This is a genomic window from Variovorax sp. 770b2 (genome assembly GCF_900115685.1).
GTDB lineage: Bacteria > Pseudomonadota > Gammaproteobacteria > Burkholderiales > Burkholderiaceae_C > Variovorax.
The window spans coordinates 2,034,478-2,059,527 of sequence record NZ_FOXJ01000001.1 but is presented as its reverse complement, the minus strand read 5'-3'; the positions used below and the strand labels follow the sequence as shown (position 1 = coordinate 2,059,527).

Annotated in this window: 24 protein-coding genes; 16 read left to right on the top strand and 8 right to left on the bottom strand. The window is 67.8% G+C overall.

The window, feature by feature from the left end:
• Window positions 1–15 precede the first annotated feature (15 nt).
• Together proW and proV are read right to left on the bottom strand one after the other, a co-directional pair.
• Window positions 16–1,191: a glycine betaine/L-proline ABC transporter permease ProW gene (gene proW, locus BM133_RS09400; RefSeq protein WP_093433228.1), complete on the bottom strand. Its 1,176-nt coding sequence runs from the start codon at window positions 1,189–1,191 to the stop codon at window positions 16–18.
• Window positions 1,192–1,212: 21 nt separating this feature from the next.
• Complete coding sequence (gene proV, locus BM133_RS09395; protein ID WP_093433226.1) at window positions 1,213–2,466, bottom strand: glycine betaine/L-proline ABC transporter ATP-binding protein ProV; 1,254 nt, start codon at window positions 2,464–2,466, stop codon at window positions 1,213–1,215.
• Window positions 2,467–2,978: 512 nt separating this feature from the next.
• On the opposite strand from proV, the gene fumC reads away from it, so the two are divergent.
• Window positions 2,979–4,376, top strand: a complete 1,398-nt coding sequence (gene fumC / locus BM133_RS09390; RefSeq protein WP_093433225.1) for a class II fumarate hydratase — start codon at window positions 2,979–2,981, stop codon at window positions 4,374–4,376.
• A 118-nt stretch (window positions 4,377–4,494) separates the two neighbouring features.
• Here the strand turns inward: fumC and BM133_RS09385 are convergent, their stop codons facing one another.
• On the bottom strand, window positions 4,495–5,112 hold the full coding sequence (locus BM133_RS09385; protein ID WP_093433223.1) for an NAD(P)-dependent oxidoreductase: 618 nt from the start codon (window positions 5,110–5,112) through the stop codon (window positions 4,495–4,497).
• Window positions 5,113–5,213: 101 nt separating this feature from the next.
• On the opposite strand from BM133_RS09385, the gene BM133_RS09380 reads away from it, so the two are divergent.
• A complete protein-coding gene (locus BM133_RS09380; protein WP_093433222.1) occupies window positions 5,214–6,134 on the top strand; it encodes a LysR family transcriptional regulator in 921 nt (306 codons plus the stop codon).
• A gap of 25 nt (window positions 6,135–6,159) precedes the next feature.
• Here BM133_RS09380 and BM133_RS09375 read toward each other — a convergent pair whose 3' ends face one another.
• The gene (locus tag BM133_RS09375) at window positions 6,160–6,795 is read right to left on the bottom strand and encodes a YqhA family protein (protein WP_093433220.1); all 636 of its coding nucleotides are present in this window, start codon (window positions 6,793–6,795) and stop codon (window positions 6,160–6,162) included.
• A gap of 147 nt (window positions 6,796–6,942) precedes the next feature.
• On the opposite strand from BM133_RS09375, the gene acs reads away from it, so the two are divergent.
• Both acs and BM133_RS09365 read left to right on the top strand, forming a co-directional pair.
• On the top strand, window positions 6,943–8,940 hold the full coding sequence (gene acs, locus BM133_RS09370) for an acetate--CoA ligase (RefSeq protein ID WP_093433219.1): 1,998 nt from the start codon (window positions 6,943–6,945) through the stop codon (window positions 8,938–8,940).
• A 129-nt stretch (window positions 8,941–9,069) separates the two neighbouring features.
• Entirely contained in the window at window positions 9,070–9,576 is a 507-nt protein-coding gene (locus tag BM133_RS09365) for a Signal transduction histidine kinase (protein WP_093433217.1), read from the top strand.
• A gap of 29 nt (window positions 9,577–9,605) precedes the next feature.
• Here the strand turns inward: BM133_RS09365 and BM133_RS09360 are convergent, their stop codons facing one another.
• Window positions 9,606–9,914, bottom strand: coding sequence for a c-type cytochrome (locus BM133_RS09360; protein WP_093433216.1), 309 nt, complete (start codon window positions 9,912–9,914; stop codon window positions 9,606–9,608).
• Window positions 9,915–10,022: 108 nt separating this feature from the next.
• Here BM133_RS09360 and BM133_RS09355 point away from each other — a divergent pair, with 108 nt between their 5' ends.
• Entirely contained in the window at window positions 10,023–10,277 is a 255-nt protein-coding gene (locus BM133_RS09355) for a TIGR04438 family Trp-rich protein (protein WP_093433214.1), read from the top strand.
• A 53-nt stretch (window positions 10,278–10,330) separates the two neighbouring features.
• Window positions 10,331–11,152: a DUF3592 domain-containing protein gene (locus BM133_RS09350; RefSeq protein ID WP_093433213.1), complete on the top strand. Its 822-nt coding sequence runs from the start codon at window positions 10,331–10,333 to the stop codon at window positions 11,150–11,152.
• On the opposite strand, the gene ilvD is transcribed toward BM133_RS09350, so the two are convergent.
• Window positions 11,153–12,847 carry a dihydroxy-acid dehydratase gene (gene ilvD / locus BM133_RS09345; RefSeq protein ID WP_093433211.1) on the bottom strand — a complete coding sequence of 565 codons (1,695 nt, stop codon included), beginning with the start codon at window positions 12,845–12,847 and terminating at the stop codon, window positions 11,153–11,155.
• A 104-nt stretch (window positions 12,848–12,951) separates the two neighbouring features.
• Between ilvD and BM133_RS09340 the strand changes: the two genes are divergently transcribed.
• Together BM133_RS09340 and BM133_RS09335 are read left to right on the top strand one after the other, a co-directional pair.
• Entirely contained in the window at window positions 12,952–13,911 is a 960-nt protein-coding gene (locus BM133_RS09340) for a LysR family transcriptional regulator (RefSeq protein ID WP_093433210.1), read from the top strand.
• Window positions 13,908–14,435: a hypothetical protein gene (locus BM133_RS09335; RefSeq protein WP_143100102.1), complete on the top strand. Its 528-nt coding sequence runs from the start codon at window positions 13,908–13,910 to the stop codon at window positions 14,433–14,435. The genes BM133_RS09340 and BM133_RS09335 overlap by 4 nt, the downstream gene beginning before the upstream one ends.
• A gap of 4 nt (window positions 14,436–14,439) precedes the next feature.
• Here the strand turns inward: BM133_RS09335 and BM133_RS09330 are convergent, their stop codons facing one another.
• Window positions 14,440–15,378 (bottom strand): LysR family transcriptional regulator, encoded by a 939-nt coding sequence (locus tag BM133_RS09330; RefSeq protein ID WP_093433207.1) that lies wholly within the window; start codon window positions 15,376–15,378, stop codon window positions 14,440–14,442.
• A gap of 131 nt (window positions 15,379–15,509) precedes the next feature.
• Here BM133_RS09330 and BM133_RS09325 point away from each other — a divergent pair, with 131 nt between their 5' ends.
• From BM133_RS09325 to BM133_RS09290, 8 genes are all read left to right on the top strand, one after another.
• Window positions 15,510–16,283 carry an SDR family oxidoreductase gene (locus tag BM133_RS09325; RefSeq protein ID WP_093433205.1) on the top strand — a complete coding sequence of 258 codons (774 nt, stop codon included), beginning with the start codon at window positions 15,510–15,512 and terminating at the stop codon, window positions 16,281–16,283.
• Window positions 16,284–16,315: 32 nt separating this feature from the next.
• Window positions 16,316–16,585 carry a hypothetical protein gene (locus tag BM133_RS09320; protein ID WP_093433204.1) on the top strand — a complete coding sequence of 90 codons (270 nt, stop codon included), beginning with the start codon at window positions 16,316–16,318 and terminating at the stop codon, window positions 16,583–16,585.
• A 136-nt stretch (window positions 16,586–16,721) separates the two neighbouring features.
• The gene (gene lgt, locus BM133_RS09315; RefSeq protein WP_093433202.1) at window positions 16,722–17,546 is read left to right on the top strand and encodes a prolipoprotein diacylglyceryl transferase; all 825 of its coding nucleotides are present in this window, start codon (window positions 16,722–16,724) and stop codon (window positions 17,544–17,546) included.
• A 136-nt stretch (window positions 17,547–17,682) separates the two neighbouring features.
• Window positions 17,683–18,351 carry a GntR family transcriptional regulator gene (locus BM133_RS09310; protein WP_093433201.1) on the top strand — a complete coding sequence of 223 codons (669 nt, stop codon included), beginning with the start codon at window positions 17,683–17,685 and terminating at the stop codon, window positions 18,349–18,351.
• A 46-nt stretch (window positions 18,352–18,397) separates the two neighbouring features.
• Window positions 18,398–19,864 carry a malonyl-CoA decarboxylase gene (locus BM133_RS09305; RefSeq protein WP_093433199.1) on the top strand — a complete coding sequence of 489 codons (1,467 nt, stop codon included), beginning with the start codon at window positions 18,398–18,400 and terminating at the stop codon, window positions 19,862–19,864.
• A 109-nt stretch (window positions 19,865–19,973) separates the two neighbouring features.
• Entirely contained in the window at window positions 19,974–20,957 is a 984-nt protein-coding gene (locus tag BM133_RS09300; protein ID WP_093433197.1) for a Bug family tripartite tricarboxylate transporter substrate binding protein, read from the top strand.
• Window positions 20,954–21,781, top strand: coding sequence for an enoyl-CoA hydratase/isomerase family protein (locus BM133_RS09295; RefSeq protein ID WP_256219105.1), 828 nt, complete (start codon window positions 20,954–20,956; stop codon window positions 21,779–21,781). The genes BM133_RS09300 and BM133_RS09295 overlap by 4 nt, the downstream gene beginning before the upstream one ends.
• Before the next feature lie 12 nt (window positions 21,782–21,793).
• Complete coding sequence (locus BM133_RS09290; protein ID WP_093433196.1) at window positions 21,794–23,329, top strand: malonate--CoA ligase; 1,536 nt, start codon at window positions 21,794–21,796, stop codon at window positions 23,327–23,329.
• A 6-nt stretch (window positions 23,330–23,335) separates the two neighbouring features.
• Here BM133_RS09290 and BM133_RS09285 read toward each other — a convergent pair whose 3' ends face one another.
• Window positions 23,336–25,039 carry a serine hydrolase gene (locus BM133_RS09285; RefSeq protein WP_093433194.1) on the bottom strand — a complete coding sequence of 568 codons (1,704 nt, stop codon included), beginning with the start codon at window positions 25,037–25,039 and terminating at the stop codon, window positions 23,336–23,338.
• Window positions 25,040–25,050 lie beyond the last annotated feature (11 nt).

Below are 25,050 nucleotides of genomic sequence, written 5' to 3'. Positions count from 1 at the left end.
TTCCTCCGAGGTGGGTCATTGCGCTTGCGTGGACAGGGCGGGAACAGGCGCGTTCGCACCGCGCGACGGCGTGCCCAGCAAGCGCTGCAGCACGCGCAGAGAGAAGCCGGCCGGCCCCGTGTGCCACCAGCGGCGGCCTGCGCTGCGGCGCGACTTGCCCATCGCCTGCGTCAGCCGGTCGAGCGAGATCGCCAGCAGCACGATGCCCAGGCCCCCCACCGTCGCCAGGCCCATGTCGAGCCGCCCGATGCCGCGCAGCACCATCTGGCCGAGGCCGCCGACCGCGATCATCGAAGCGATCACCACCATCGACAGCGACAGCATCAGCGCCTGGTTGATGCCCGCCATGATCGATGGCATCGCCAGCGGCAGCTGCACTTTCACCAGCATCTGCCAGGGCGAGGCGCCGTAGGCGCGCGCGGCCTCGATCAGGTCGGGCCGCACCTGGCGCAGACCCAGGTTTGTCAGGCGCACCAGCGGGGCCAGCGCGAAGATGATTGTCACGATCACGCCCGGCACGTTGCCGATGCCGAACAGCATCACCACCGGCACGAGGTACACGAACGCGGGCGTGGTCTGCATCGCGTCGAGCACGGGCCGCATGATTCGCTGGGCCCGGTCGCTGCTGGCCAACAGCACGCCAAGAGGAAGGCCGATGACCATGCAGAACACCAGCGAGGTCAGCACCAGCGACAGCGTCACCATCGCTTCGGGCCAGATGCCCAGCATGGCCACGAGCAGCAGCGCGACCGTGGTGCCGATGGCCAGCGCGCGGCCGGCGAACTGCCAGGCGAAGAGGCCGATCAACGCGATCATCGCGAGCGTCGGCAGGCCGGTGAGCAGGCCCTGCACCCAGTTCAGCGTGCTGTCGATGGGCAGGCGCACCGTCTGGAAGAAGGGGCGGAAATGTTCGACCACCCAGCCGAGGCCCTGGTTGATCCAGGATTCGACGGGGAGCGAGCCGTCCCACAGGCGGTGCAGCTGGAAGCCGCTGGTGGCGGTGTCGGCCTGTCCGGCGAGCTGGTGCGCGGCATTCACCGGCGCATCGAGCCAGGCGCTGGTGGCCGAGGTGTCGGGCGCAGCCGAGAGCGCCTCCCACGGATCGACGAAGGCGGCGGGCGCCGGGGCCGTGTTCAACGCGGCGCCCAGGTCCTGTGCGTTCAGGTCGGAAGGAAGTGTGGTGTCGTTCATCGTTCAAGGTCCTTCGTGAATTCAGTGCGGCTCGGCGGCGAGCGCGGGCGCGGCATGCGGGGAGACGGGCTCGATCGGCGGCGTCTCGCGGTCCAGGAACTTGAGCAGCGTCGTCTTGCTGATCGCGCCGCAAAAGCGCCCGTCGCCCGCCACCACCGGCAGCGCGCACGGCGCCTGCGCGAGCTGGCCAATCAGGCCGGCCACGGGCGCCTCGGCGTCGATGCGCGGCAGGTCGGCCAGGAACGCGTGCTGCAGCCCCAGCGGGCCCGAATGCCCGTCGAGCGCGCCGCGCAGCGTGTCGGCCGACACCACGCCCAGGAACCGCTTGTTGGGGCTGGTCACGTAGGCGAAATCGCGGTCCTGGTCTTCCAGCAGCTTGAGCGCCGCGCGCGCACCGCGCTCGGGGTGCTCGCAGACCACGGTGAGCGACTTGCGCGCGATGTCCGCGGCCTTGAAGACGGCCGCCGCGTCCACGCCGCGCACGAAGCTGCGAACGTACTCGTCGGCGGGGCTGCGCAAGATCTCGTCGGGCGTGCCGACCTGGATCACCTGCCCGTCTTTCATGATCGCGATGCGGTCGCCGATGCGCATGGCTTCGTCCAGGTCGTGCGAGATGAAGACGATGGTGCGGCGCTGCTCCTGCTGCAGGCGCAACAACTCCGACTGCATCTCGGTGCGGATGATCGGGTCGAGCGCGGAGAAGGCCTCGTCCATCAGGAGGATCGACGGGTCGGAGGCCAGCGCGCGCGCCAAGCCCACGCGCTGCTGCATGCCGCCTGAGAGTTCGTCGGGGTAGCTGTCGCCCCAGCCCGCGAGGCCCACCTGCGCGAGCGCCTTGTCGGCCTGCGCGAGGCGTTCCTTCTTGCTCGTGCCCGACAGTTCGAGGCCGAACGCGGTGTTCTCTCGCACCGTCATGTGCGGCATCAGCGCGAACGACTGGAACACCATGCTGATGTCCTTGCGGCGCAGCGCGCGCAGCTTGGCGTCGGAGTGCTCGTTGATGTCCGCGCCGTCGATCACGATGCGGCCGGCGGTCGGCTCGATCAGCCGGTTCAACAGGCGCACCAGCGTCGACTTGCCCGAGCCCGAGAGGCCCATGATCACGAAGATCTCGCCGGCCTGGATCTCGAAGGTGGCATCGAACACGCCGATCGACTGGCCCGTCTGCGCGAGGATTTCCTTCTTCGAAAAACCTTGGCGGACGAGTTCGAGGGCTTCGTCGGGCGAATCGCCGAACACCTTGAAGACATGGTCGATGAGAATTCCTTTGGCCATATGCCGGGGCTCCTTGTGAGGGTTGGACACAGCACCGTCCCCGGCGAAGCACGGGACGGCAACGGTCACGCCATCAGCCGATGGGGCTGTCCGAACGGAGAGCACGTGAAGAAAACGCGTGCAATGGCCCGGCGAGCCTCTGGGGCTGCCGACAGGCACTGAAGACGACGTGGCGACGAAACCAGTGCCCGCCGAAAGGTGGCGTGGCAGTGGGGCCGGAAAGATCCGGCCGGTTTGCCGGGCAGGGCCCGGCGAAGAGAACCTTGCACCGCGACGGGATTCGAGATCCGCGAGTAGTGCAGGGCCAACCAACAATGACTTACATGACTTGTTGGTCGTCTGAAGCCAATGATTATAACTTTTTGACATGACGCGAGTCAACCCGACGGGCGTAACGTGATGTCGGCGGCGGCTCAATGGCCCCGTCAGATGCGAGCTATTCTTGTTGGCCGATACTCGGGCCGCGCCCGACCCGGCGGCGCAACCATTCCAAGACTGCGGAGCTTTTTCTCATGACGACTTCCCCCAAGACCCGTGCCGAGCGCGATACCTTCGGTCCGATCGACGTGCCGGCCGACAAGCTGTGGGGCGCGCAAACGCAGCGCTCGCTGCAGAACTTCGACATCTCCGGCGAGCAGCAGCCGCGCGAGATCATCAAGGCGCTGGCGCAGGTCAAGCGCGCATCGGCGGTGGTCAACCACGCGCTGGGCCTGCAGGACGAGAAGAAGACCCAGGCCATCGTGGCCGCGGCCGACGAAGTCATCGCCGGCAAGCACCCGGGCGAGTTTCCGCTGGTGGTCTGGCAGACCGGCTCGGGCACGCAGACCAACATGAACGTCAACGAAGTGCTGGCCAACCGCGCGAGCGAAATCCTCGGCGGCGAGCGCGGGGAAGGGCGCCTCGTGCACCCGAACGACGACGTGAATCGCAGCCAGTCGAGCAACGACGTGTTCCCCACCGCCATGCATGTGGCCGCTGTCGAGGCCATCACGCACAAGCTGCTGCCCGCCATCGCCAAGCTGCGCGGCACGCTCGACAAGAAGGCCAAGGACTTCGCCGACATCGTGAAGATCGGCCGCACCCACCTGCAGGACGCCACGCCCCTCACGCTGGGCCAGGAGTTCTCGGGCTACGTCGCGCAGTTGGCGCACGGCGAGGCGCACGTGCGCGCCGCGCTGCCGCACCTGAGCGAACTGGCGCTGGGCGGCACGGCCGTCGGCACCGGGCTCAATGCGCCCAAGGGCTATGCGGAACAGGTGGCTGCCGAACTCGCGAAGCTCACGGGCCTGCCGTTCGTGACCGCGCCGAACAAGTTCGAAGCCATGGCCAGCGTCGATGCGCTGGTGCATGCCCACGGCGCGCTCAAGACGCTCGCCGCCAGCATGAACAAGATCGCCAACGACGTGCGCTGGCTCGCGAGCGGCCCGCGCAGCGGCATCGGCGAGCTGAGCATTCCCGAGAACGAACCGGGCTCGTCGATCATGCCCGGCAAGGTCAACCCGACCCAGAGCGAAGCCGTCACGATGCTGGCCGCGCAGGTGTTCGGCAACGACGTGGCCATCAACATCGGCGGCGCCTCGGGCAACTTCGAGCTGAACGTGTTCCGCCCGATGGTGGCGCACAACTTCCTGCAGAGCGTGCGCCTCCTGGCCGACGGCATGGTGAGCTTCAACGACCACTGCGCCGTGGGCATCGAGCCGAACCGCGAACGCATCACGGAGCTGGTGCAGCGCTCGCTGATGCTGGTGACGGCGCTGAACACGCACATCGGGTACGACAAGTCGGCCTACATCGCGAAGAAGGCGCACAAGGAAGGCACGAGCCTGCGCGAAGCGGCGATCGCTTCGGGGCACCTGACGGCCGAGCAGTTCGACCAGTGGGTGGTGCCGGAGAGCATGACGGGGCGTTGAGGTTCGGGCGCCGGTTTGTTCGTGGGGGCCTCCGCGCGCGGCCGCCCGGAGCGGCCGGCCCGCCCCCGGTAGGGGGTTGGCGAAGCGACACGAAGTGCGCGCAGCCTGGGGGCGAGCCTCAATACCCGATGGTGTACCGCTGGCGCGAGTGCGCGGGCTTCTCGAGCTCGTCGATGAACGCGATCGCGTAGTCCTCGAAGCTGATCCAGCTTCGGCCCTCGGCGCTCACCAGCAGGTCGTCCTTGCCCAGGCGGAACTTGCCCGTGCGCTCGCCGTCGACGAACTCGGCCGAGGGCGAGAGGAAAGTCCAGTCGAGTTCCTTTTCGCTGCGCAGCGCATCCAGGAACACGCCGCCGGCCGTGGCTTCGGCGCGGTAGGCGTCGGGGAAGTTCGGCGTCTCGATCACCTTCAGGCCCGGCGCCGCGAACAGGCTGCCGGCGCCGCCGACCACCAGCAGGCGCTTGACCCCCGCGTGCTTGACCGGGCCGATGACGGCCGCGGGCGGCACGGTGGCGAAGTGCGCGGCGCTGAACACGGCGTCGTGGCCGGCCAGTGCCTGCTCCAGCGCGGGGCCGTCGAGCGCGTCGACGTCCACGGCCTTCACGTTGGCGCGGCCCGCCAGCTTCTCGCTGGCCTTGCGCGCGATGGCGGTGACGGTGTGGCCGCGGCGCAGCGCCTCGTCGAGAAGGCGGCCGCCGGCGCGTCCGGTGGCGCCGATGATGGCGATGTGGCTCATGAGTGACTCCAGGAAGTGGATGGGATGAATCGCATCTTAGGTTTCTGGTTTCGAAAGAAATACCTCGAAATCCGCGCTTCTTTATTCCTAAAATCGTTCGAATGGACCGATTGAACGCAATGCGGGTGTTCGTGAACGTGGTGGATTCGGGCAGCCTGTCGGCCGCCGCCGAGAAGCTGGACATGTCCCGCCCGGTGGTCACGCGCTACGTGGCCGAACTGGAGCAATGGACCGGCGCGCGCCTTCTGCACCGCACCACGCGCCGCCTGAGCCTCACCGCCGCCGGCGAGGAACTGCTGCCGCGCTGCCGCCAGGTGCTCGAGCTCACGGGCGACATGCAGGCCGCCGTGCGGCATCCGGCCGAGGCGCCGAGCGGCCAGTTGCGCATCACCTGCAGCGCCTCGTTCGCGCAGGCGCAGCTGGCCGATGCGGTGGCCGAGTACGTCCGGCGCTATCCGGCCGTGGCGGTCGACCTGGTGCTGCTCGACCGGGCGGTGAACCTGGTGGACGAGCGCATCGACCTGGCGATCCGCGTGGCGGTGGAGATCGATCCGAACCTGATCGCGCGGCGGCTCACCGTGTGCCGCTCGGTGGTGTGCGCGTCACCGGCCTATCTGAAGGCGCACGGCCAGCCGCTGCGCGTGGAGGAACTGGCGCAGCGCAACTGCCTCACGCATTCGTACTTCGGGCGCAGCCTCTGGAACTTCACGCGCAAGGACAGCGGGGAGCCGGTGTCCGTGGCCGTGGCGGGCAACGTCTCGACCAACGATGCGGCGAGCCTGATGTTCCTCGCGCGAGCCGGCGCCGGCATCGCGATGCTGCCGACCTACCTGACAGCGGAGCTGCTGCAGGCCGGCGAGCTGGTGCCGCTCTTTGCGGATTGCGAGCCGCAGGTCGTCGGCATGTACGCGGTGTACGCCTCGCGCAAGCACATGCCGGCCACGCTGCGCACGATGCTCGACTTCCTGGCCGAGCGTTTCACCGAAGTGCCGGCGTGGGATGCGCCGCGCGCCGCCGCCTAGGGCGAGCGCGCGCGGGCTTTCTCTTTCAGTGAGGCGCGCCGCCCTGGGCCGCGTTCGCGGTCATCAGCTTGTCGGTGTAGGCGATGGCGATGGCCGAGAACAGGAAGGTGATGTGGATCACCGTCTGCGCAATCAGCACGCGGTCGGTGTAGTTGTCCGCGTTGATGAAGGTCTTCAGCAGGTGGATCGAACTGATGCCGATGATGGCGGTGGCCAGCTTCACCTTGAGCACCGAGGCGTTCACGTGGCTCAGCCACTCGGGCTGGTCGCGGTGGCCTTCCAGGTTCATGCGGCTCACGAAGGTCTCGTAGCCGCCCACGATCACCATGATCAGCAGGTTGGAGATCATCACCACGTCGATCAGCGCCAGCACCACCAGCATGATCACCGTCTCGTTGAGAGCGCCGACCGGCGCGGTGGTCTTGTAGCCGATGCTGGTGATCAGGGCCTGCAGCGCGGTCTGGCTGCCGAACGCGGCTTCGACCAGGTGCAGCAACTCGACCAGGAAGTGCACCACGTACACCGCCTGCGCGACGATCAGGCCCAGGTACAACGGCAATTGCAGCCAGCGGCTGGCGAAGATCAGCTTGGGCAACGGCCCCATCGGCACGGTCCGGGTGGGGGGCGGGTTCAGGGGGTCGAAGGGATCGGGAGCGGACATCGGTGGGGGGTTCGTGGAAGACCGGCGATTTTATGGGTGCCCCCGTGTCGTACTCGTGATAACCCTGCGAACTAACATCGGACGCGTCAGTGACCCGTAAGTGCACCCGCCGACATTACGGCCGCACCCATCCAGGAGACAAAGCGAATGAGCAGCGCATCTAAAAACATCGAGTCCGTGCTGGTCGAGAACCGTGTGTTCCCGCCCGACGCCCGCGCCACCGACGGCGCCCGGATTTCAGGCATGGCCGCCTACGACGCCCTTTGCAAGGAAGCCGAGGACGACTTCGAAGGGTTCTGGACCCGCCTGGCCAAGGGCAACCTGCAGTGGACCAAGCCCTTCACCAGGACGCTGGACGAGTCGAAGGCCCCGTTCTACGAGTGGTTCGGCGACGGCGAGCTCAACGCCAGTGCCAATTGCCTGGACAAGCACGTCGGCACGCCTGTCGAGAACAAGACAGCGATCGTCTTCGAGGCCGACGACGGCACCGTCACCAACGTCACCTACAAGGAACTGCTCGCCCGCGTGAGCCAGTTCGCCAACGCGCTCAAGGCCGCGGGCATCCAGAAGGGCGACCGCGTCGTCATCTACATGCCGATGACGGTCGAGGGCGTGATCGCGATGCAGGCGTGCGCGCGCATCGGCGCCACCCACAGCGTGGTGTTCGGCGGCTTCTCGGCCAAGGCGCTGCAGGAGCGGATCATCGATGCGGGCGCCGTGGCCGTCATCACCGCCAACTACCAGCTGCGCGGCGGCAAGGAGCTGCCGCTCAAGGCCATCGTGGACGACGGCATCGCGTTGGGCGGCTGCGAGTCGATCAAGACCGTGTTCGTCTACGAGCGCACGCCCACCGCATGGGCCCGCGTCGAAGGCCGCGACAAGACTTTCGACGAAGCGCTCAAGGGCCAGAGCACCGATTGCCCGCCCGTGCCGGTGAACGCCGAGCACCCGCTGTTCATCCTCTACACCTCGGGCTCCACCGGCAAGCCCAAGGGCGTGCAGCACGCCACCGGCGGCTACCTGCTGTGGGCCAAGCTCACGATGGACTGGACCTTCGACATCAAGCCCGAAGACGTGTTCTGGTGTACGGCCGACATCGGCTGGATCACCGGCCACACCTACGTCGCCTACGGGCCCCTGGCGGCCGGCGCGACACAGGTGGTGTTCGAGGGCATCCCGACCTTCCCGCATGCGGGCCGCTTCTGGCAGATGATCGAGAAGCACAAGGTGTCGGTGTTCTACACGGCGCCCACCGCGATCCGCTCGCTCATCAAGGCGGCCGAGGGCGACGAGAAGGTGCATCCGAAGAACTGGGATCTCTCGAGCCTGCGCATCCTCGGTTCGGTCGGCGAGCCGATCAATCCCGAGGCATGGATGTGGTACCACCGCAATATCGGCCACGAAAAATGTCCGATCGTCGATACCTTCTGGCAGACCGAAACCGGCGGCCACGTCATCACGCCGCTGCCGGGCGCCACACCGCTGGTGCCGGGCTCGTGCACCTTGCCGCTGCCGGGCATCATGGCCGCCATCGTCGACGAGACCGGCAAGGACCTGCCCAACGGCGCGGGCGGCATGCTGGTCATCAAGCGGCCCTGGCCCTCGATGATCCGCACCATCTGGAACGACCCCGAGCGCTTCAAGAAGAGCTACTTCCCCGAGGAAATGGGCGGCACGATCTACCTGGCCGGCGACGGCGCGGTGCGCAGCGCCGACCGCGGCTACTTCCGCATCACCGGCCGCATCGACGACGTGCTGAACGTGTCGGGCCACCGCCTGGGCACGATGGAAATCGAATCGGCGCTGGTGTCCAAGACCGACCTCGTGGCCGAAGCCGCGGTGGTGGGCCGCCCCGACGACCTGACCGGCGAGGCGGTGTGCGCCTTCGTCGTGCTCAAGCGCTCGCGCCCGACCGGCGAGGAGGCCAAACAGATCGCCAACGAACTGCGCGCCTGGGTGGCCAAGGAGATCGGCCCCATCGCCAAGCCCAAGGACATCCGCTTTGGCGACAACCTGCCCAAGACGCGCAGCGGCAAGATCATGCGGCGCCTGTTGCGCAGCATCGCCAAGGGCGAAGAGATCACGCAGGACACCTCGACGCTGGAAAATCCGGCAATCCTCGAACAGTTGTCAGAACGCCTGTAGGACGTGGCCGCCTGTCCGTCCGGCAGCGCCGGACGGGCCCTTTGCCTGAGGTAAAACCAACCCGTTGCCGCGCGCCCCAAGGCGTGCGGCGCCGGTTGTTGTGTTCGATCTTTTCAGAGGAGGCCCCCCATGGGCGTGAGATCCGCTTTCCTGTTCGTCATCGTGCTGCTGATCGCAGCGCTCGCCGCATTGAACTGGGGGACGCTCGCGGCCCCCACCGACGTGTGGCTGGGCTTCATGACCGTCTCGGCGCCGCTGGGGCTGATCATGCTGGGCCTCACGGTCGTGCTGGCCGCCTTCTTCCTGGTCTACGTGCTGTACCTGCACAGCTCGGTGCTGCTGGACACCAAGCGCCACACGAAGGAAATGCAGGTCCAGCGCGACCTGGCCGACAAGGCCGAGGCCTCGCGCTTCACCGAGCTGCGCAATTTTCTCGAAGCGCAGGAGAACAAGCACATGGCGCACAACGCCGACCGGCACACGGCGCTGGTGGCGCGCATCGACCAGCTGGAGAACGCGGTGCGGCTGCGCTCAGAGCAGACCGACAACACGCTGGCCGCGCACATCGGCCAGCTCGAAGACCGCATCGAGCGCCGGCCGGTGGTGGTCCCGGCCGACATCAATCCTCAGGGTTGAACCGCCTCGGCGCAGTGGGTCGAGCCGCCTCAGCGCGGCGTGGCGAGCACCCAGGCGGCCAGCTTCTTCGCATCGGCTTCGCTGACCTGGTTGTTCGCCGGCATGGGCACCGGGCCCCACACGCCGGAGCCGCCCTTCACGATCTTGGTGGCCAGGGTGTCGACGGCGCTTTTGTCGTCCTTGTACTTCGTGGCCACGTCCTTGAAGGACGGGCCGAGCACCTTGCGGTCGACCGCGTGGCAGCTCATGCAGTTCTTCGACGTGGCCAGGGCCAGGTCGGCGAAGGCGGGCGCGGCGAGGCCAAGGCCCAGGGCTGCGGCGAACAGAACTCTTTTCATGGGGGATTTATTTCGTAAGGGCTGGGTTACATTCGATGCCAACGCGATTGTAGGTAGCGCCGTCGACCGGCGTCCGGATGCGTTGACAACAACCCGGAGGGATTCGCGATGCTGTTCTTGCTGTTGGGCCTGCTGGGCCTGGGCCTCAAATACTTCGAAGTCGGCGCCGTTGCCGGCTGGAGCTGGTGGATCGTGCTGTCGCCGTTCGCGCTGGCCGTCGCGTGGTGGGCATGGGCCGATTCGTCGGGCTACACCAAGCGCAAGGTCGTCGAACGCGAAAACCGCCGCAAGCAAGCGCGTATCGACCGCCAGAAGGCCAACATGGGCCTGCCGACCAGCAACGGCCAGCGCCCGCGCCGCTGAGCGCATAGCCGCTTCCCGGCCACCATCGCGCGCTCTTCGGACCCAAGCGCGCCATGGATGACGAAGCCGCCACCCACGCACTGCTCGTCTTCGGGCTGTCCCTCCTTGTCGGGCCGGCCATCGGCGCGCTCGTGGGCTGGCGGAAGACGCTCTTCTGGGGTGTCGGTGTCGGGGCGCTGCTGATCGGCTGCGCGGGGCTCTACGGCGCGGCCACGGTGGGCTGGCAGCGCCATCAATCGATTGCCGGCACGGTGCTGGTGGAAGGGCGCCTCGTCGAGTTCGTCGAAGAGCGCAGCAAGGACAGCAAGGGCCGCACGACGACCACCCGCGCCCCGGTCGTCGAGTACACCGCGTCCGACGGGCAGGCGCGCCGCGTCAAGGGGCTCGGCGGTGGGCTTTCCGACAAATCGCCGGACGACCCGGTCGACGTGCGCTACAAGCCGGCCGATCCGTCGCAGGCGCTGGTGGCCGATTTCCAGAACATGTGGGGCATCGTCTGGGCGCTCGGGCTCTTCGGCGGGTTTCCGACCCTCTCCGGCATCTTCTTCACCGGCATGGCCATCAAGGAGAGCCGCCACCGCAGCGGACGCGGCGTGGTGCGCACGCGCACGCCCGCGCAGCAGCGCTGGCGCACGCGCGGCACGGTGGTGGCCAACGTGGTTTTTCTTGCCGGCTTCGCGCTGGCGTTCTTCTATCCCGACCCGAACCCCATGAAGCAGTTCGGTGCGGGCTTCTTCACCATCGGCGTGGGTGCCTTGCTGCACATGGTCGTGCAGTGCCTGCCGCCGGCGAGAGACTTCGAGGTCCTGGGCATCCTCGCGATCGTGGGCCTGGGCTTTGCGGCCTTCGGCTACGGCGCGTGGATGATGGCCTGATCAGAACTTGTCGAGCACCGCGCCCGAGCTCGCGCTCGAGGCGTTGAACGCGAACTTGGCCTGCACGCCGCGCGTGTAGCGCGGTGCCGGAGCCTTCCAGCCTTCGCGGCGCCGGGCGATCTCGGCCTCGGGCACGTTGAGCTCGAGCACCAGCTTGTGCGCATCGATGGTGATCGAGTCGCCTTCGTTCACGAACGCGATGGTGCCGCCCGCCGCCGCTTCGGGCGCCACGTGGCCCACCACCATGCCCCAGGTGCCGCCCGAGAAGCGGCCGTCGGTGATGAGGCCCACGCTCTCGCCCAGGCCCGCGCCGATCAGCGCGCCGGTCGGCGCCAGCATTTCCGGCATGCCCGGGCCGCCCTTGGGGCCCAGGTAGCGCAGCACCATCACGTCGCCCGCCACGATCTTGCCGGCCAGGATGGCTTGCAGCGCCGACTGCTCGTCGTCGAATACGCGCGCCGGGCCGGTGATGACCGGGTTCTTCAGGCCCGTGATCTTGGCGACCGCGCCTTCGGGCGAGAGGTTGCCCTTCAGGATGGCCAGGTGGCCCTCGGCATACATCGGCTTGTCGATCGCACGGATCACGTCCTGGTCGGCGCGTGGCACGTCGGGCACGTCCTTCAGCACTTCGGCAATGGTCTGGCCGCTGATGGTGATGCAGTCGCCGTGCAAGAGGCCCGCGTTCAGTAGCACCTTCATGACCTGCGGAATGCCGCCGGCCTGGTGCAGGTCGACCGCCAGGTACTTGCCCGAGGGCTTCAGGTCGCACAGCACCGGCACCTTCTTGCGCATGCGCTCGAAGTCGTCGATGGTCCATTCCACTTCGGCCGCGTGCGCGATCGCCAGGAAGTGCAGCACCGCGTTGGTCGAGCCGCCGGTGGCCATGATCACGGCCACGGCGTTCTCGATGGCCTTCTTGGTCACGATGTCGCGCGGCTTCAGGTCTTTCTTGATCGCCTCGATCAGCACCTTGGCCGATTCCTTGGCCGAGTTGGCTTTTTCGTCGTGCGGATTCGCCATGGTGGACGAGTAGGGCAGCGAGATGCCCAGCGCCTCGAACGCGCTGGACATGGTGTTGGCCGTGTACATGCCGCCGCAGGAGCCGGTGCCGGGAATGGCGCGCTTCTCGATCTCGTGCAGGTCCTCGTCGCTCATGTTGCCGGCGGCGTTCTGGCCCACGGCTTCGAACACGCTCACGATGTTCAGGTCCTGGCCCTTGTAGCGGCCCGGGAGGATGGTGCCGCCGTAGACGTAGATGGCCGGCACGTTGGCGCGCAGCATGCCCATGAGGCCGCCGGGCATGTTCTTGTCGCAGCCGCCGACCACGAGCACGCCGTCCATCCACTGGCCGCCCACGCAGGTCTCGATGCAGTCGGAGATCACTTCGCGGCTCACCAGCGAGTACTTCATGCCTTCGGTGCCCATGGCCATGCCGTCGGAGATGGTGGGAGTGCCGAACACCTGCGCGTTGCCGCCGGCTTCCTCGATGCCCTGGATGGCCGCGTCGGCCAGCTTCTGCAGGCCCGAGTTGCAGGGGGTGATGGTGCTGTGGCCGTTGGCCACGCCGACCATCGGCTTCTTGAAGTCGCTCTCTTCGTAGCCCATGGCGTAGAACATCGAGCGGTTGGGCGCGCGGCTCTTGCCTTCGACGATGTTGGCGCTGCGGCGGTTGATCTGGATCGGCTTGGTGTCCATGGTGTCTCTTCTATCGTGGGGAGATCGGGGGGGAGCCCCAAGTATCGGACTTCTGATTGATTGGTTCCAATCCAATTTGAAGCCTGGATTGATATGCTTGGCATATGAATGAAGCCCTCATCGACCTGCGTGCCTGGCGCCAGTTCGTCGCCGTGGCCGAGGAACTGCACTTCGGTCGCGCGGCGCTCCGGCTGCACATGACGCAGCCGCCCGTGACGCAGGCCATCGCCCAGCTCGAGAAGACGCTGGGCGTGGTGCTGTTCGACCGCACCCGAAGGCGCGTGGCGCTCACCCCCGCCGGCGAGGCGCTGCTGCCCGACGTGCGCGAGCTGCTGGCCCGCGCGCAGGCGTTGCCGGCGCGGGCGCGCGCGGCGGCGGCGGGGCAGGTGGGGCGGGTGCGCATCGCCTTCGTCTCGACGGTCGGCTTCGAGCAGTTGCCGGCCTGGGTGCGCGAGTTCCGCGTGCTGTGCCCCGAGGTGGCGCTCGAACTGGTCGAGGCCACCGGCGACGTGCAGCTGGAAGCCTTCGCGCGCGGCGAGATCGATGCCGGGCTCATGCTGCATTCGCCCGGCGCCGCGCCACCGGGCCTGGCGCGGCTGGCCGTGTCCGAGGAGCCGCTGGTGCTCGCGCTGCCGGCCCCGCACGCGTTGGCCCGCACGCAGAAGCTGCTGCTGGCCAACGTGCTGGCCGAGCCGCTGGTGATCTTCCCGCGCCGCATCGTGCCTTCGCTGCACGACGCGATCTTCGGGCTCTATCACGCGGCGGGCCGCGTGCCGCAACTCGCGCAGGAGGCCATCCAGATGCAGACCATCGTCAACCTGGTCTCCGGAGACATCGGCGTGGCCTGGGTGCCGGAGAGCGTCACGCAGTTCCGGCGCGCGGGCGTCGTCTATCGCCGTGCCGCAGAATTCGCTCCGGCCGCCCGGCGCCGCAGCGCACCGGTGCTCCCGGTGTGCGAGACCAGCCTGGTGTGGCCCGAGGGCGCGAACAACCCGGCGCTCGCACGTTTCGTGGCGTTCGTGCGCGAGCGCGGTGCCAGGCAGAAAGAAGGAGGAATCGCGTGAAGAGGATGTTTGGGGCCGTTCTGGCGGCCACCCTGCTGCATGCCGCAGCCGTGAGCGCGCAGACGCCGCCGGCCGTGCCCCAGTTCAAGGATTACCCGGCCGAGGCGCCATATACCGGACGCAATCACCCGCTGGCAATGGACGACGAGTTCTCGCGCTCCTACCGCACGCGGTTGCGGGAAGCCATTGCCAATGGCAAGCCGGAGTTCGCCGGCCGCTACATCGTGACGCGTTGGGGCTGCGGCACCGGCGGGTGCAACGTCGGCGCGGTGATCGACGCGTCGACCGGGCGCGCCATCGCGATGCCTGGCGCGCTCATGAGCGTCTATCCGCTGAAGCCGGAGTTCGAGAAGGAAGATGGCCAGGAGCTTGTCTACAGGCTGTCGAGCCGGCTCCTGATCCAGGCGGGCACCATGGACCGTGAAAACGGCAACGACGTGGTGGAGTTCCACGAGCTGCGCGACGGCAAGTTCCATCTCCTGAAGACCGCGCCGTACGGCCGGGCGAAGAGCGAGACGCAGTGATGCGTCAGGACTGACGGGGCTTGCGGGGGCGGGCGCCGGCGGGCTTGTCGAGCGAATCGGCGAGCAGCGTTTCGAGCCACCCTGCAAAGGCCTGCATGCGACGCGAGAGATTGCGCCGGTGCGGATACACCAGCTGCACCGGCAGCGGCTCGGCGCGCGCCTCGGGCAGCACCTGGACCAGTTCGCCGGCCGCGAGATGCCCGCGCACGTCGTAGGCCGGGATCTGGATCAGCCCCAGCCCGGCCAGCGCGCAGGCGATGTAGGTCTCGGCATTGTTCGCGGCCACCTGGCTGCGCATGCGCAGCGTCGCGGTCTCGCCGTCGCGCTGCCATTCCCAGGGCGCCGCGCGGCCGCTGGTCGGCGAGGCGTAGTTGACCGCGATGTGCTGCGGCAGATCGGCGGGCGTTCGCGGTGTGCCGTGGCGCGCGAGGTAGGCGGGGCTCGCGCAGTTGATCAGCGTGAAGTGCCCGAGCGGCCGCGCCACCAGGCTGCTGCTGGCCAGCGGCCCGACGCGCAGGGCGCAATCGACGCCTTCGAGCACCAGGTCCACGGCACGGTCGCTCGAACCCAGTTCCAGCTCGATGGCCGGAAAGCGCGCGAAGAAATCCGGCAGGGCCGGCGCGATGACGAGCCGCGCGATGCGGCTCGGCACGTCGACCTTGAGCCTGCCGCTCACGTCGCTGTGCGCGGGAAGGAACTGCTGCTCGATGTCCTCCATGTCGGTGACCAGCGCGCGGGCGCGCTCCAGCAGCGCTTCGCCGTCGGGCGTGAGGCTCACGCGCCGCGTGGTCCGGTGAAGAAGGCGCGAGCCCAGCCGCGCTTCGAGCTGTTGCACGGCGGTGGAGATGGCGGCGCGCGGCAGCGCGAGGCGGTCGGCCGCGCGGGTGAAGCTGCCGGTCTCGGCGACGCTCAGGAAGACCTTGAGCAGGTCGATGCGGTCCATGGACGTATGGCCTCGATTGTTCGTGATTTTTTAAACAGTCTAGCGGTGTCTGGTCGCTTTATCTCGGCGTCCTCCATCAATAGACTGCGACTTCCCGTCACACATCCACGTTTTCAACAGGAGCTCATTCCATGGCCTCACGCACCCTCAAGAACAAGGTCGCCGTCATCGGCGGCGGCGGCAAGAACCTCGGCGCGCTCATCGGCCACCAGCTGGTCGACGGCGGTGCCCGCGGCATCGCCATCCACTACAACAGCGACGCCTCGCGCGGCGACGCAGAGAAAACCGCCGCGGCCCTGAAGGCGAAGGGCGCCGACACGCTGCTGGTGCAGGGCGACCTCTCGGTGGTCGACAACAACGTCAAGCTGTTCGACCAGGCCGTGAAGCATTTCGGCCAGGTCGACATCGCCATCAACACCGCGGGCGTGGTCATCAAGAAGCCGATCCTGGACGTCAGCGAAGCCGACTACGACAAGAGCTTCGATGCCAATGCCAAGGCCGCGTTCTTCTTCATCCAGCAGGCCGGCCGCACGATGGCCGATGGCGGCAGCATCGTCTCGCTGGTGAGTTCGCTGCTGGCGGCCTACACGCCGTTCTATGCGATCTACCCGGGCTCGAAGGCGGCGGTGGAGCATTTCACGCGCGCGGCCTCCAAGGAGTTCGGCGAGCGCGGCATCTCGGTCAACGCCATCGGTCCGGGACCGATGGACACGCCGTTCTTCTATGGCCAGGAGAGCAAGGAGGCCGTCGAATACCACAGCAGCGCGGCCGCGCTCAGCAAGTTCTCCAGGAAGGGCCTGACCGACATCGAGGACATCGCGCCGATCGTTCGCTTCCTGGTCACCGAAGGCTGGTGGATCACCGGCCAGACGATTTTTGCCAACGGTGGCTACACCACCCGCTGATCCGGCAAGATGACACCCGGAGGACAACGCATATGCACACAGTCATGGTGATGGGCGGCGGCTTCGTGCTGCTGGTGATCTTTCTCCTGGCCAGCCGCTTCATCGGCGACGGCTCTTCGCTGGCGCTGGCCACCGCCGCCAAGTGGTTCATTCCGGCGTGGTTCATCGGTGCGGGCATCAACATGGCGGTGGGCGTGATCAAGGCGGGGTACTCGGTGGCCGAGGAGCTGCCGATCTTCCTGTTGATCTTCGCGGTGCCGGCCGCGGTGGCGGGGCTCCTGTGGTGGAAATTCGGGCGCTGACCCCGGGCCCTTTCGCGTAAACACCGCGGACCGGATTTGCCGGGCCGCAGGTGCTGCCCCCGGTAGGGGGTAGGAGAAGCGACACGAAGTGCGCGAAGCCTGGGGGCGAGTCAAATGCTCCGGGCACAATCCGCGGATGCTCATGTATCCGCAGATCAACCCTATCGCCCTGCAGCTCGGGCCAGTGGCCATCCACTGGTACGGCCTCACCTACCTGGCGGCCTTCGCGCTGTTCTACTTTCTCGGCACCCGCCGCCTGCGCCACGAGCCGTACCGCTCGCTGGTCGGGCAGGGCGCCTGGCAGCGCAAGGACATCGAGGACATTCTTTTCCTCGGCGTGATGGGCGTGATCGTCGGCGGGCGGCTGGGCTATTGCCTGTTCTACAAGCCCGAGTTCTACCTCACGCATCCGCTCGAGATCCTCTACGTGTGGCAGGGCGGCATGAGCTTTCACGGCGGCATGCTGGGCGTGATCGGCGCGATGGTGTGGTTCGCGCATTCGCGTGCACGGCCGTTCTGGCAGGTGATGGATTTCGTCGCGCCCTGCGTGCCGACCGGCCTGGCCGCGGGCCGCGTGGGCAACTTCATCAACGGCGAACTCTGGGGCCGTTTCAGCAGTCCCGAGCTGCCCTGGGGCATGGTGTTTGCGCAGAGCGGCTCGATGCTGCCGCGCCATCCCTCGCAGATCTACCAGTTCCTGCTCGAAGGCCTGCTGCTGTTCGTGGTCATGTGGCTCTACGCGCGCAAGGAACGCAAGCAAGGGCAGGTGGCCGCGGTGTTCCTGATCGGCTATGGCGCGCTGCGCTTCTTTGCCGAGTACTTCCGCGAGCCCGACGACTTCCTCGGCCTTAGGGCGCTGAGCCTGAGCCAGGGGCAGTGGCTGAGCGTGCCGATGGTGATCGGCGGCATTGCGCTGTGGTTCTGGTTCGGCCGCTCGAAGAGCGTCGCTGCGCGCGCCTGAATCCGTAAGTTCTCAGGGTAAATCCGAGCCGCGCAGGCGATGCGCGGCACTTGCGCCCCATCGTCGAGGCGCTCACAATTACGCGTAATTACAGGAAATTACGCCGCGCCACCCAAGGTTGCCCGCCCCGATTCCCATGCGCCTGGTCCCCAACTCCCTGCACGACGAAGTCGCCGCCACGCTGCGCGAGCAGATCTTTGCGGGCGCGCTGGCGCCGGGCAGTTTCCTGGACGAGGTGGCGTTGTGCGAGCGGCTCTCGATCTCCCGCACGCCGCTGCGCGAGGCGCTCAAGGTGCTGACCGCGGAAGGGCTGCTTCGGCACGAACCGCGGCGCGGCTGCTTCGTCAACGAGGTGACCGAGCGCGACCTGGACGAGATCTTCCCGGTCATCGCGCTGCTCGAAGGCCGCTGCGCCTACGAGGCGGCCCGCAACGCGAGCGATGCCGAGCTGCACGAGCTCGATGGGCTGCACGAGCGCCTGGTGCGCCACGCCAAGGCACGCCGCATCAACGACTACTACGCCACCAACCACATCATTCACGAGGCGATCATCAAGCTGGCCGACAACCGATGGCTCGCGCAGGTGATCGGCGACCTGCGCAAGATATTGAAGCTCGCGCGCCTGCAGCAACTGCACGCGCCGGGCCGGCTCGACCAGAGCCTGTCCGAGCATCTGGCCGTGTTCGCGGCGCTCAAGGCGCGCGACAGCGAAGGCGCCGATGCCGCCATGCGCACGCACCTGACGCGGCAACGCGAGGCACTGCGCGAGGTCGCGCGGCAACAGAAATCCAGGGTGATGCCATGACGATTTGCCGCGGCACGCCCGCATCCGTTCACAGGGGAGTCCAGCGATGAGTGCGACCGAATGGTTCCAGGCGCGGCTGCGTTCTGGCGAAAAGTCCAAGGTGCCCGTGGCGCCCGAAAGCACGGCGAAGAGCGCACCGAAGAACACGTTCAAGCCCAGCGAGCGCACCACCGCAGAGCGCCTGCAGGTCACGCTGCGCAAGGCCGACGAGGCCCTGTCGCCGCGCGCGCTGCGCCGCGTGCTGACCGACCTGCAGGCCGTGATCGATCCGCGCGTGAGCGAGGTCGAAGGCGGCCGCCGGGCCCACGCCATCGCCCAGGCCTACGCCGATGCCACGCCCGAGGAACGCCGCGACTATTGGGCGCTGATGAGCGAGCACTTCGCCGCCGATGCGCAAAAGCTCAAGACCGCGCGCGACCAGCACCAGGCCGCGGTCGGCACGCCCGAGGAAGGGCAGGCCGAATCCAAGCTGCGCCGCGCGCTGGTCTCGCCGCGCATGCGCCTCTTGCAGCGTTTTGCCGTCGAGCCCGCGGGCATGCGCTTTTTGGTCGACCTGCGCGCCGACCTGCTGCCGTGCCTGAAGGCCGACAAGCGCCTGCTCGCGCTCGATGCCGAACTGGAGCAGCTCTTCTCCACCTGGTTCGACGTCGCCTTTCTAGAACTGCGCCGCATCGACTGGGATTCGCCGGCCTCGCTGATCGAGAAGCTCATCCGCTACGAGGCGGTGCACGACATCAAGAGCTGGTCCGACGTGAAGAACCGGCTCGATGACAGCGACCGCCGCTGCTACGGCTTCTTTCATCCGCGCCTGCCCAACGAGCCGCTGATCTTTGTCGAGGTGGCGCTGGTCGACCGCATCAGCGACGGCATCACGCCGCTGCTGGACGAGGCGGCCGTGCCGGTGCTGCCCGCCAAGGCGACCACCGCGATCTTCTATTCGATCAGCAACACCCAGACCGGCCTGCGTGGCGTGAGCTTCGGCGATTCGCTCATCAAGCGCGTGGTCGAGACGCTACAGGACGAACTGCCGCGCCTCAAGACCTTCGCCACGCTCTCGCCGATCCCGGGCTTTCGCACCTGGCTGGCAAAGAACGCCGCCGATCTCATGCCGCGGCTGGACGAAAAGCGCGAGGCCGAACTCGGCCGCCTGGTCGGCTCCGTGCCGCCCACGGCCGATCGCCTGCTCGCCGCCGTGGATGCGGCGGCCACCTTCGATGCGAAGTCGCCGCTGCGCCAATGGCTGCTGCAAGCCGCTGCCGAGTACCTGGGCCGCGCGCTGGTGGACGGCACGCCGGCCGACCCGGTCGCACGCTTTCACCTGGGCAACGGCGCGCGGGTGGAGCGGCTGAACTGGGCGGGCGATCCGTCGCCCAAGGGGCACAAGCAGTCGTACGGGCTCATGGTCAACTACCTGTATGACCTGAAGCGCCTGGACAAGCACAGGGCCTGGCTGGGCGATGGCAAGGTCGCGGTATCGGGAGACATCGAAAGCCTGTTCTTCAAAAAAGGCTGAGTGTTCGGCAAGAGCGGAAAGAGCGGAAAGAGCGAAAAAAAGCGGGCGCAGAGAAGGCGCCTACCGCCGCATCGGGCGGCAGAATCCACAACGATCGGAGAAGAGACACATGAACCAGAGTTTTCAGCGACGTGATGTTTTGCGCGTGGCCGCCGCCGGTGCGGCCGTTCTTTGCGGCGCCGCGCGCGCCCAAAGCTGGCCGACCAAGCCGGTGACGATGATCGTGCCGTTCCCGGCCGGCGGCGGCACCGATGCCTTCGCGCGGCCGCTCTCGGGCCAGTTCACCAAGGTGGCAGGACAGACGCTGGTGATCGACAACCGCGGCGGTGCCGGCGGCACGCTGGGCGCGAGCATCGCGGCCAAGGCGCCGGCCGACGGGTACACGCTCTTCATGGGCGCCGTGCACCACGCGATCGCACCCTCGGTGTATCCCAGGCTCGACTACGACATCGAGAAGGACTTCGTGCCGCTGATGCTGCTGGCCAACGTGCCGCAGGTGGTGGTCATCAACCCCAAGCGCGTGCAGGCCAACACGATCCAGGAATTCATTGCGCTGGTGAAGCGCAACCCGGGCAAGTTCAACTACGGCTCGGCCGGCTCGGGCACCTCGCACCACCTGGCGGGCGAGCTCTTCAAGATCCAGACGGGCACCTTCATCACCCACATCCCGTACCGCGGCGCGGGCCCGGCGCTGTCGGACCTGATCTCGGGCAACGTCGACCTGATGTTCGACGGCCTGGGTTCCTCGGCCCAGCACATCAAGAGCGGCCGCATCAAGGCGCTGATGGTCGCGGGCACCAAGCGCAACCCGGCCTTCCCCGACGTGCCCTGCGCCGCCGAAGTGGGCCTGCCCGACTACACCGTCACCACCTGGTATGGCCTCTGGGCGCCGAAGAACACGCCGGCCGATGCGCAGGCGCGCGCGGTCGACGACATGAAGAAGGCGCTCGCCACCGACGAGCTCAAGACCATCTGGGCGCAGAACGGCTCCGAGATCCCGACCCTCACCATGGCGGCCTACGGCGGCTTCGTGAACGCCGAAATCAAGCGCTGGGCCGCGGTCGTGAAGGCGTCGGGCGCCAAGCTCGAATGACGGCTGCGGGCACTGCGTCGCCCAGGCGCGAACGCGCGTCCGTGTCGGTGCAGCGCGAACGCGCGTCCGTATCGGTGCAGCGCGAGGGCGCGCTGGCGGTCGTCACGCTGTCGAACGCGGGCCGCCTCAATGCGATGACGCGCGCGATGTGGCGCGAACTGCGCGCGGTGTTCGCGGGCCTGGACGATGCGGGCCTGCGGTGCGTCGTGATCCGCGGGGAAGGCGGTGCCTTCTGCGCGGGTGGCGACATCTCCGAATACCCGTCGTTCCGCTTCGAAGAGCCGAGCCTGCGCGAGTTCCACGAGAACGAAGTGTGGGCCGCGCTGCAGGCCCTGCTCGACTGCCCCGTGCCGCTGGTCGCGCAGATCGAAGGCGCCTGCATGGGCGCCGGCATCGAGATCGCGAGCTGCTGCGACATCCGCATCGCCGGCGCCTCCGCGAAGTTCGGCGCGCCGATCGCCAGACTGGGCTTTCCGATGGCGCCGCGCGAAGCGGCCTTGGTGCAAGGCGCCATCGGCGACGTGCTCGCGCGCGACATGCTGCTGGCCGCCGGCGTGCATGGCGCCCAGCGCCTGTACGACGCGGGCTTCCTGCTGCAGGTGCTGCCCGACCATGAGGTCGCGACGGCCGTGCAGGCGCACGCCGACCGCATCGCCGCGCTCGCGCCGCAGGCCGCGCGCCTGCACAAGCGCACCTTCGCCATGTTGAAGGCCGGCGCGCAGTCCACGCAGCGCCTGCTCGCCACGGCCTACGACTACGCCGATTCCGCCGAGCACCGCGAAGGCATCGCCGCCTTCCTTGCCAAGCGCACACCGAATTTCTGAAGTACCTGCCAGATGAAGAAGCCAACCAACGCCAACCTGTTCGCCGCCTTGCGCGCGGCCTTTCCCGCCGACCTGGACGGCATCGCGGTCGAGACCGACAACGGCCTTTTCTATTCGTGGCGCGACCTCGAACGCGCGAGCGCGATGATCGCCAACCTGCTCGATGCGCTGAAGCTGGAGAAGGGCGCGCGCATCGCGGTGCAGGTCGAGAAATCGGTCGAGGCGATGCTGCTGTATCTCGCGACGCTGCGCGCAGGCTATGTGTTCCTGCCGCTCAACACCGCCTACCAGAGCGCGGAGATCGAATACTTCATCGGCAATGCCGAGCCCGCGGTCGTGGTGTGCACCAGCCGCAATGCCTCGTGGGTCGGGCCCATCGCCACCGCGGCGGGCACGCGGCACGTGTTCACGCTCGACGACGACCGCACCGGCACGCTGCTCGAAGTGGCCGCGCAGTGCAGCGACAGGCACACGCCCGCGAAGAAGTCGCCCGACGACCTCGCTGCGATCCTCTACACCAGCGGAACGACCGGCCGCAGCAAGGGCGCGATGCTCACGCACGGCAACCTGCTGTCCAACGCCGAGGTGCTCAAGGACTATTGGGGCTGGACGCCGGGTGACGTGCTCATCCACACGCTGCCCATCTTCCACGTGCACGGCCTCTTCGTCGCGCTGCACGGCGCGCTGCTCAACGGCAGCAAGATGCTGTGGTTCTCGAAGTTCGATCCCAGGCGCATCGTCGCCAAGCTGCCCGAGGCCACCGTGTTCATGGGCGTGCCCACGCTCTACGTGCGCCTCCTGGCCGAGCCGGGCCTCACGCGCAAGGCGGTGCGCAACATGCGGCTCTTCGTCGCGGGCTCGGCGCCGCTGCTCATCGAGACCTTCGACGAGTGGCAGGGGCGCACCGGCCACACCATCCTGGAGCGCTACGGCATGAGCGAGACGGTCATGCTCACCTCCAACCCCTACAAGCCCGAGCAGGGCGAGCGCCGCGGCGGCACGGTCGGCTTCGCGCTGCCGGGCGTGCAGCTGCGCGTGCGCGACGAGAACGGCAACGACTGCACCACCGACGAGATCGGCGGCATCGAGGTGGCCGGTCCCAATGTGTTCGCCGGCTACTGGCGCATGCCCGAGAAGACGGCCGAAGAGTTCACCGCCGACGGCTTCTTCAAGACCGGCGACGTCGGCAAGATCGACGGCCGCGGCTACATCACCATCGTCGGGCGCAGCAAGGACCTGATCATCAGCGGCGGCTACAACGTCTACCCGGCCGAGATCGAGGGCTACATCAACGAGATGGCCGGCGTGGCCGAGAGCGCGGTCATCGGCGTGCCGCACCCCGACTTCGGCGAAGTGGGCGTGGCCATCGTGATCGCCAAGGCGGGCACGGCCATCGATGCCGATGCGATCGTGGCCGAGCTCAAGTCCAGGCTCGCTAACTTCAAGATCCCCAAGCGCTGCTTCGTCGTGCCCGAACTGCCGCGCAACACGATGGGCAAGGTGCAGAAGGCGCTGCTGCGCGCCGAGCACAAGGGGCTGTTTGCCTAGGCCCGCTCAGTCCCCGGTGATCCTCGGCGCGAGCGCAGTGACGCGCGGCTCGTGAAACACCAGCGCATCCACCACCTCCGGTGAAGGCCGGCGGAACTCCGCGCTGAAGCCTTCGAGCGTCTCGACGTTGAAGCGCCGCCCGCCGGCCGACAGCAGCCGGTAGGTCGGCTGGCCCGGGATCGTCATGCTGAGCTGGTCGCCGGCGTCGAGCCGGATCTCGATCACGCGCCCCGCATGCAGGTAGTCGCCGGCGCACAGCCGGCGGAAGGCGGGGTCCAGCACCTCGCCGGCCGCGACGCGGCGGAACACGATGTCGTCCACCATCTGCTCCAGGGGCACCTCGATGCGGTCGATGTGGCCCTGCCGGTCGTAGCGGAAGGTGAGGGTGCGGTCGCTCGGATGCATGATCGTCGGCCGGTCGGGCGTGATGAAGACGTCGTAGTGGCGGTGCTGGAGCAGGTCTTCCGTGCCGCGCCAGTGCCATGCAAGCCCGTCCCCCCGTTGCTCGATGCGGATGCGCCCATAGGCCGGATGCTCGTACTCGCCGGCATAGTCTCCGAGCGGATGGCTCGGCCGGGTTTCGCTGTGGCGAACTTCCGCGGCAGCCTTCTTGTCGAGCTTCTGCTGTGCCACGGCCTGCCGGCGCTTCGGTGCGAGCCGGCCGAACCAGTCGATCGGCTCGCGGCCCGAGAGGCGGTCGAGCGCCGCGAAGGTGAGGATGGGCGTGGCACCGCCCGGCGTGCGGTTCGTCAGCACCACGACGCCGGCGAGGCGTTCCGGCAGCAGCGTCATGAGCGTGCTCCAGCCGGTCCACGAGCCCGAGTGCGCGATCGTGCGATCGCCGCGGTATTGCTCGCAGAAGAGGCCCAGGCCGTAGTGCGAATCGCCGATCTCCGCGTATTCGGAGCGGCCCATGTGCACGCGCGGTGTAGTCATCTCTCGCAGCGCTTGCGGCGAGAGCAGTTGGCGGCCGTCCGCCTTGCCGTCGAGCAGGAAGCGCGCCCATTTCGCCAGGTCGGCCACCGAGGCGTTGATGCCGCCGGCGGGCGTCGCGCGGATGGGCGACAGCGGCGACCGATGGCGCTCGTCGCCGTCGATCGCATGCGGACGGGCGCCGTCTTCGGCGGCGCCGAGCGCCTCGATGGAAAAGCCGAAGTGGTGAAGGCCCAGCGGTTTCATCAGGCGCTCGGTGGTGAAGTCTTCGTAGCGCTGGCCGCTGATGCGCTCGGTGATCATTCCCGCGACGAGGTAGCCCAGGTTCGAGTACTGGAAGGTGTCGCGCAGGTCCTTGTTCGGCGCGAGGTGCCTGAGCGCGGCGAGCATCTGCGCGTTGCTCAGGTCGCCGGGCATGTGGATCCAGTCGTGGCGCGGCAGCCCGCTGTGGTGGCACAGGAGATCTCGCACCGTGAGCCGCCCGGTCGCCACCGCGTCGTGCAGGCGGAACTCGGGGAGCACCTCGCGCACCGGGCGGTCCCAGTCCAGCTTGCGTTCGTCGACCAGCAGGCCGAGGCCCGCGGCGGTGAACGACTTGGTGATCGAGCACAGCAAGAATTGCGTGTCGGTGGTCACGGGCAGGCCGGTGTCGGTGTCGCGCACGCCGTAGCCCTTTTGCAGCACCACCTCGCCGTCCTGGATCACCGCCAGCGCAAGGCCGGGCACTTGCCACTCCTGCATCGAGGCTTCGACGAGTCTTTCGAGATCGCTCCACATGGTCGGGGTCC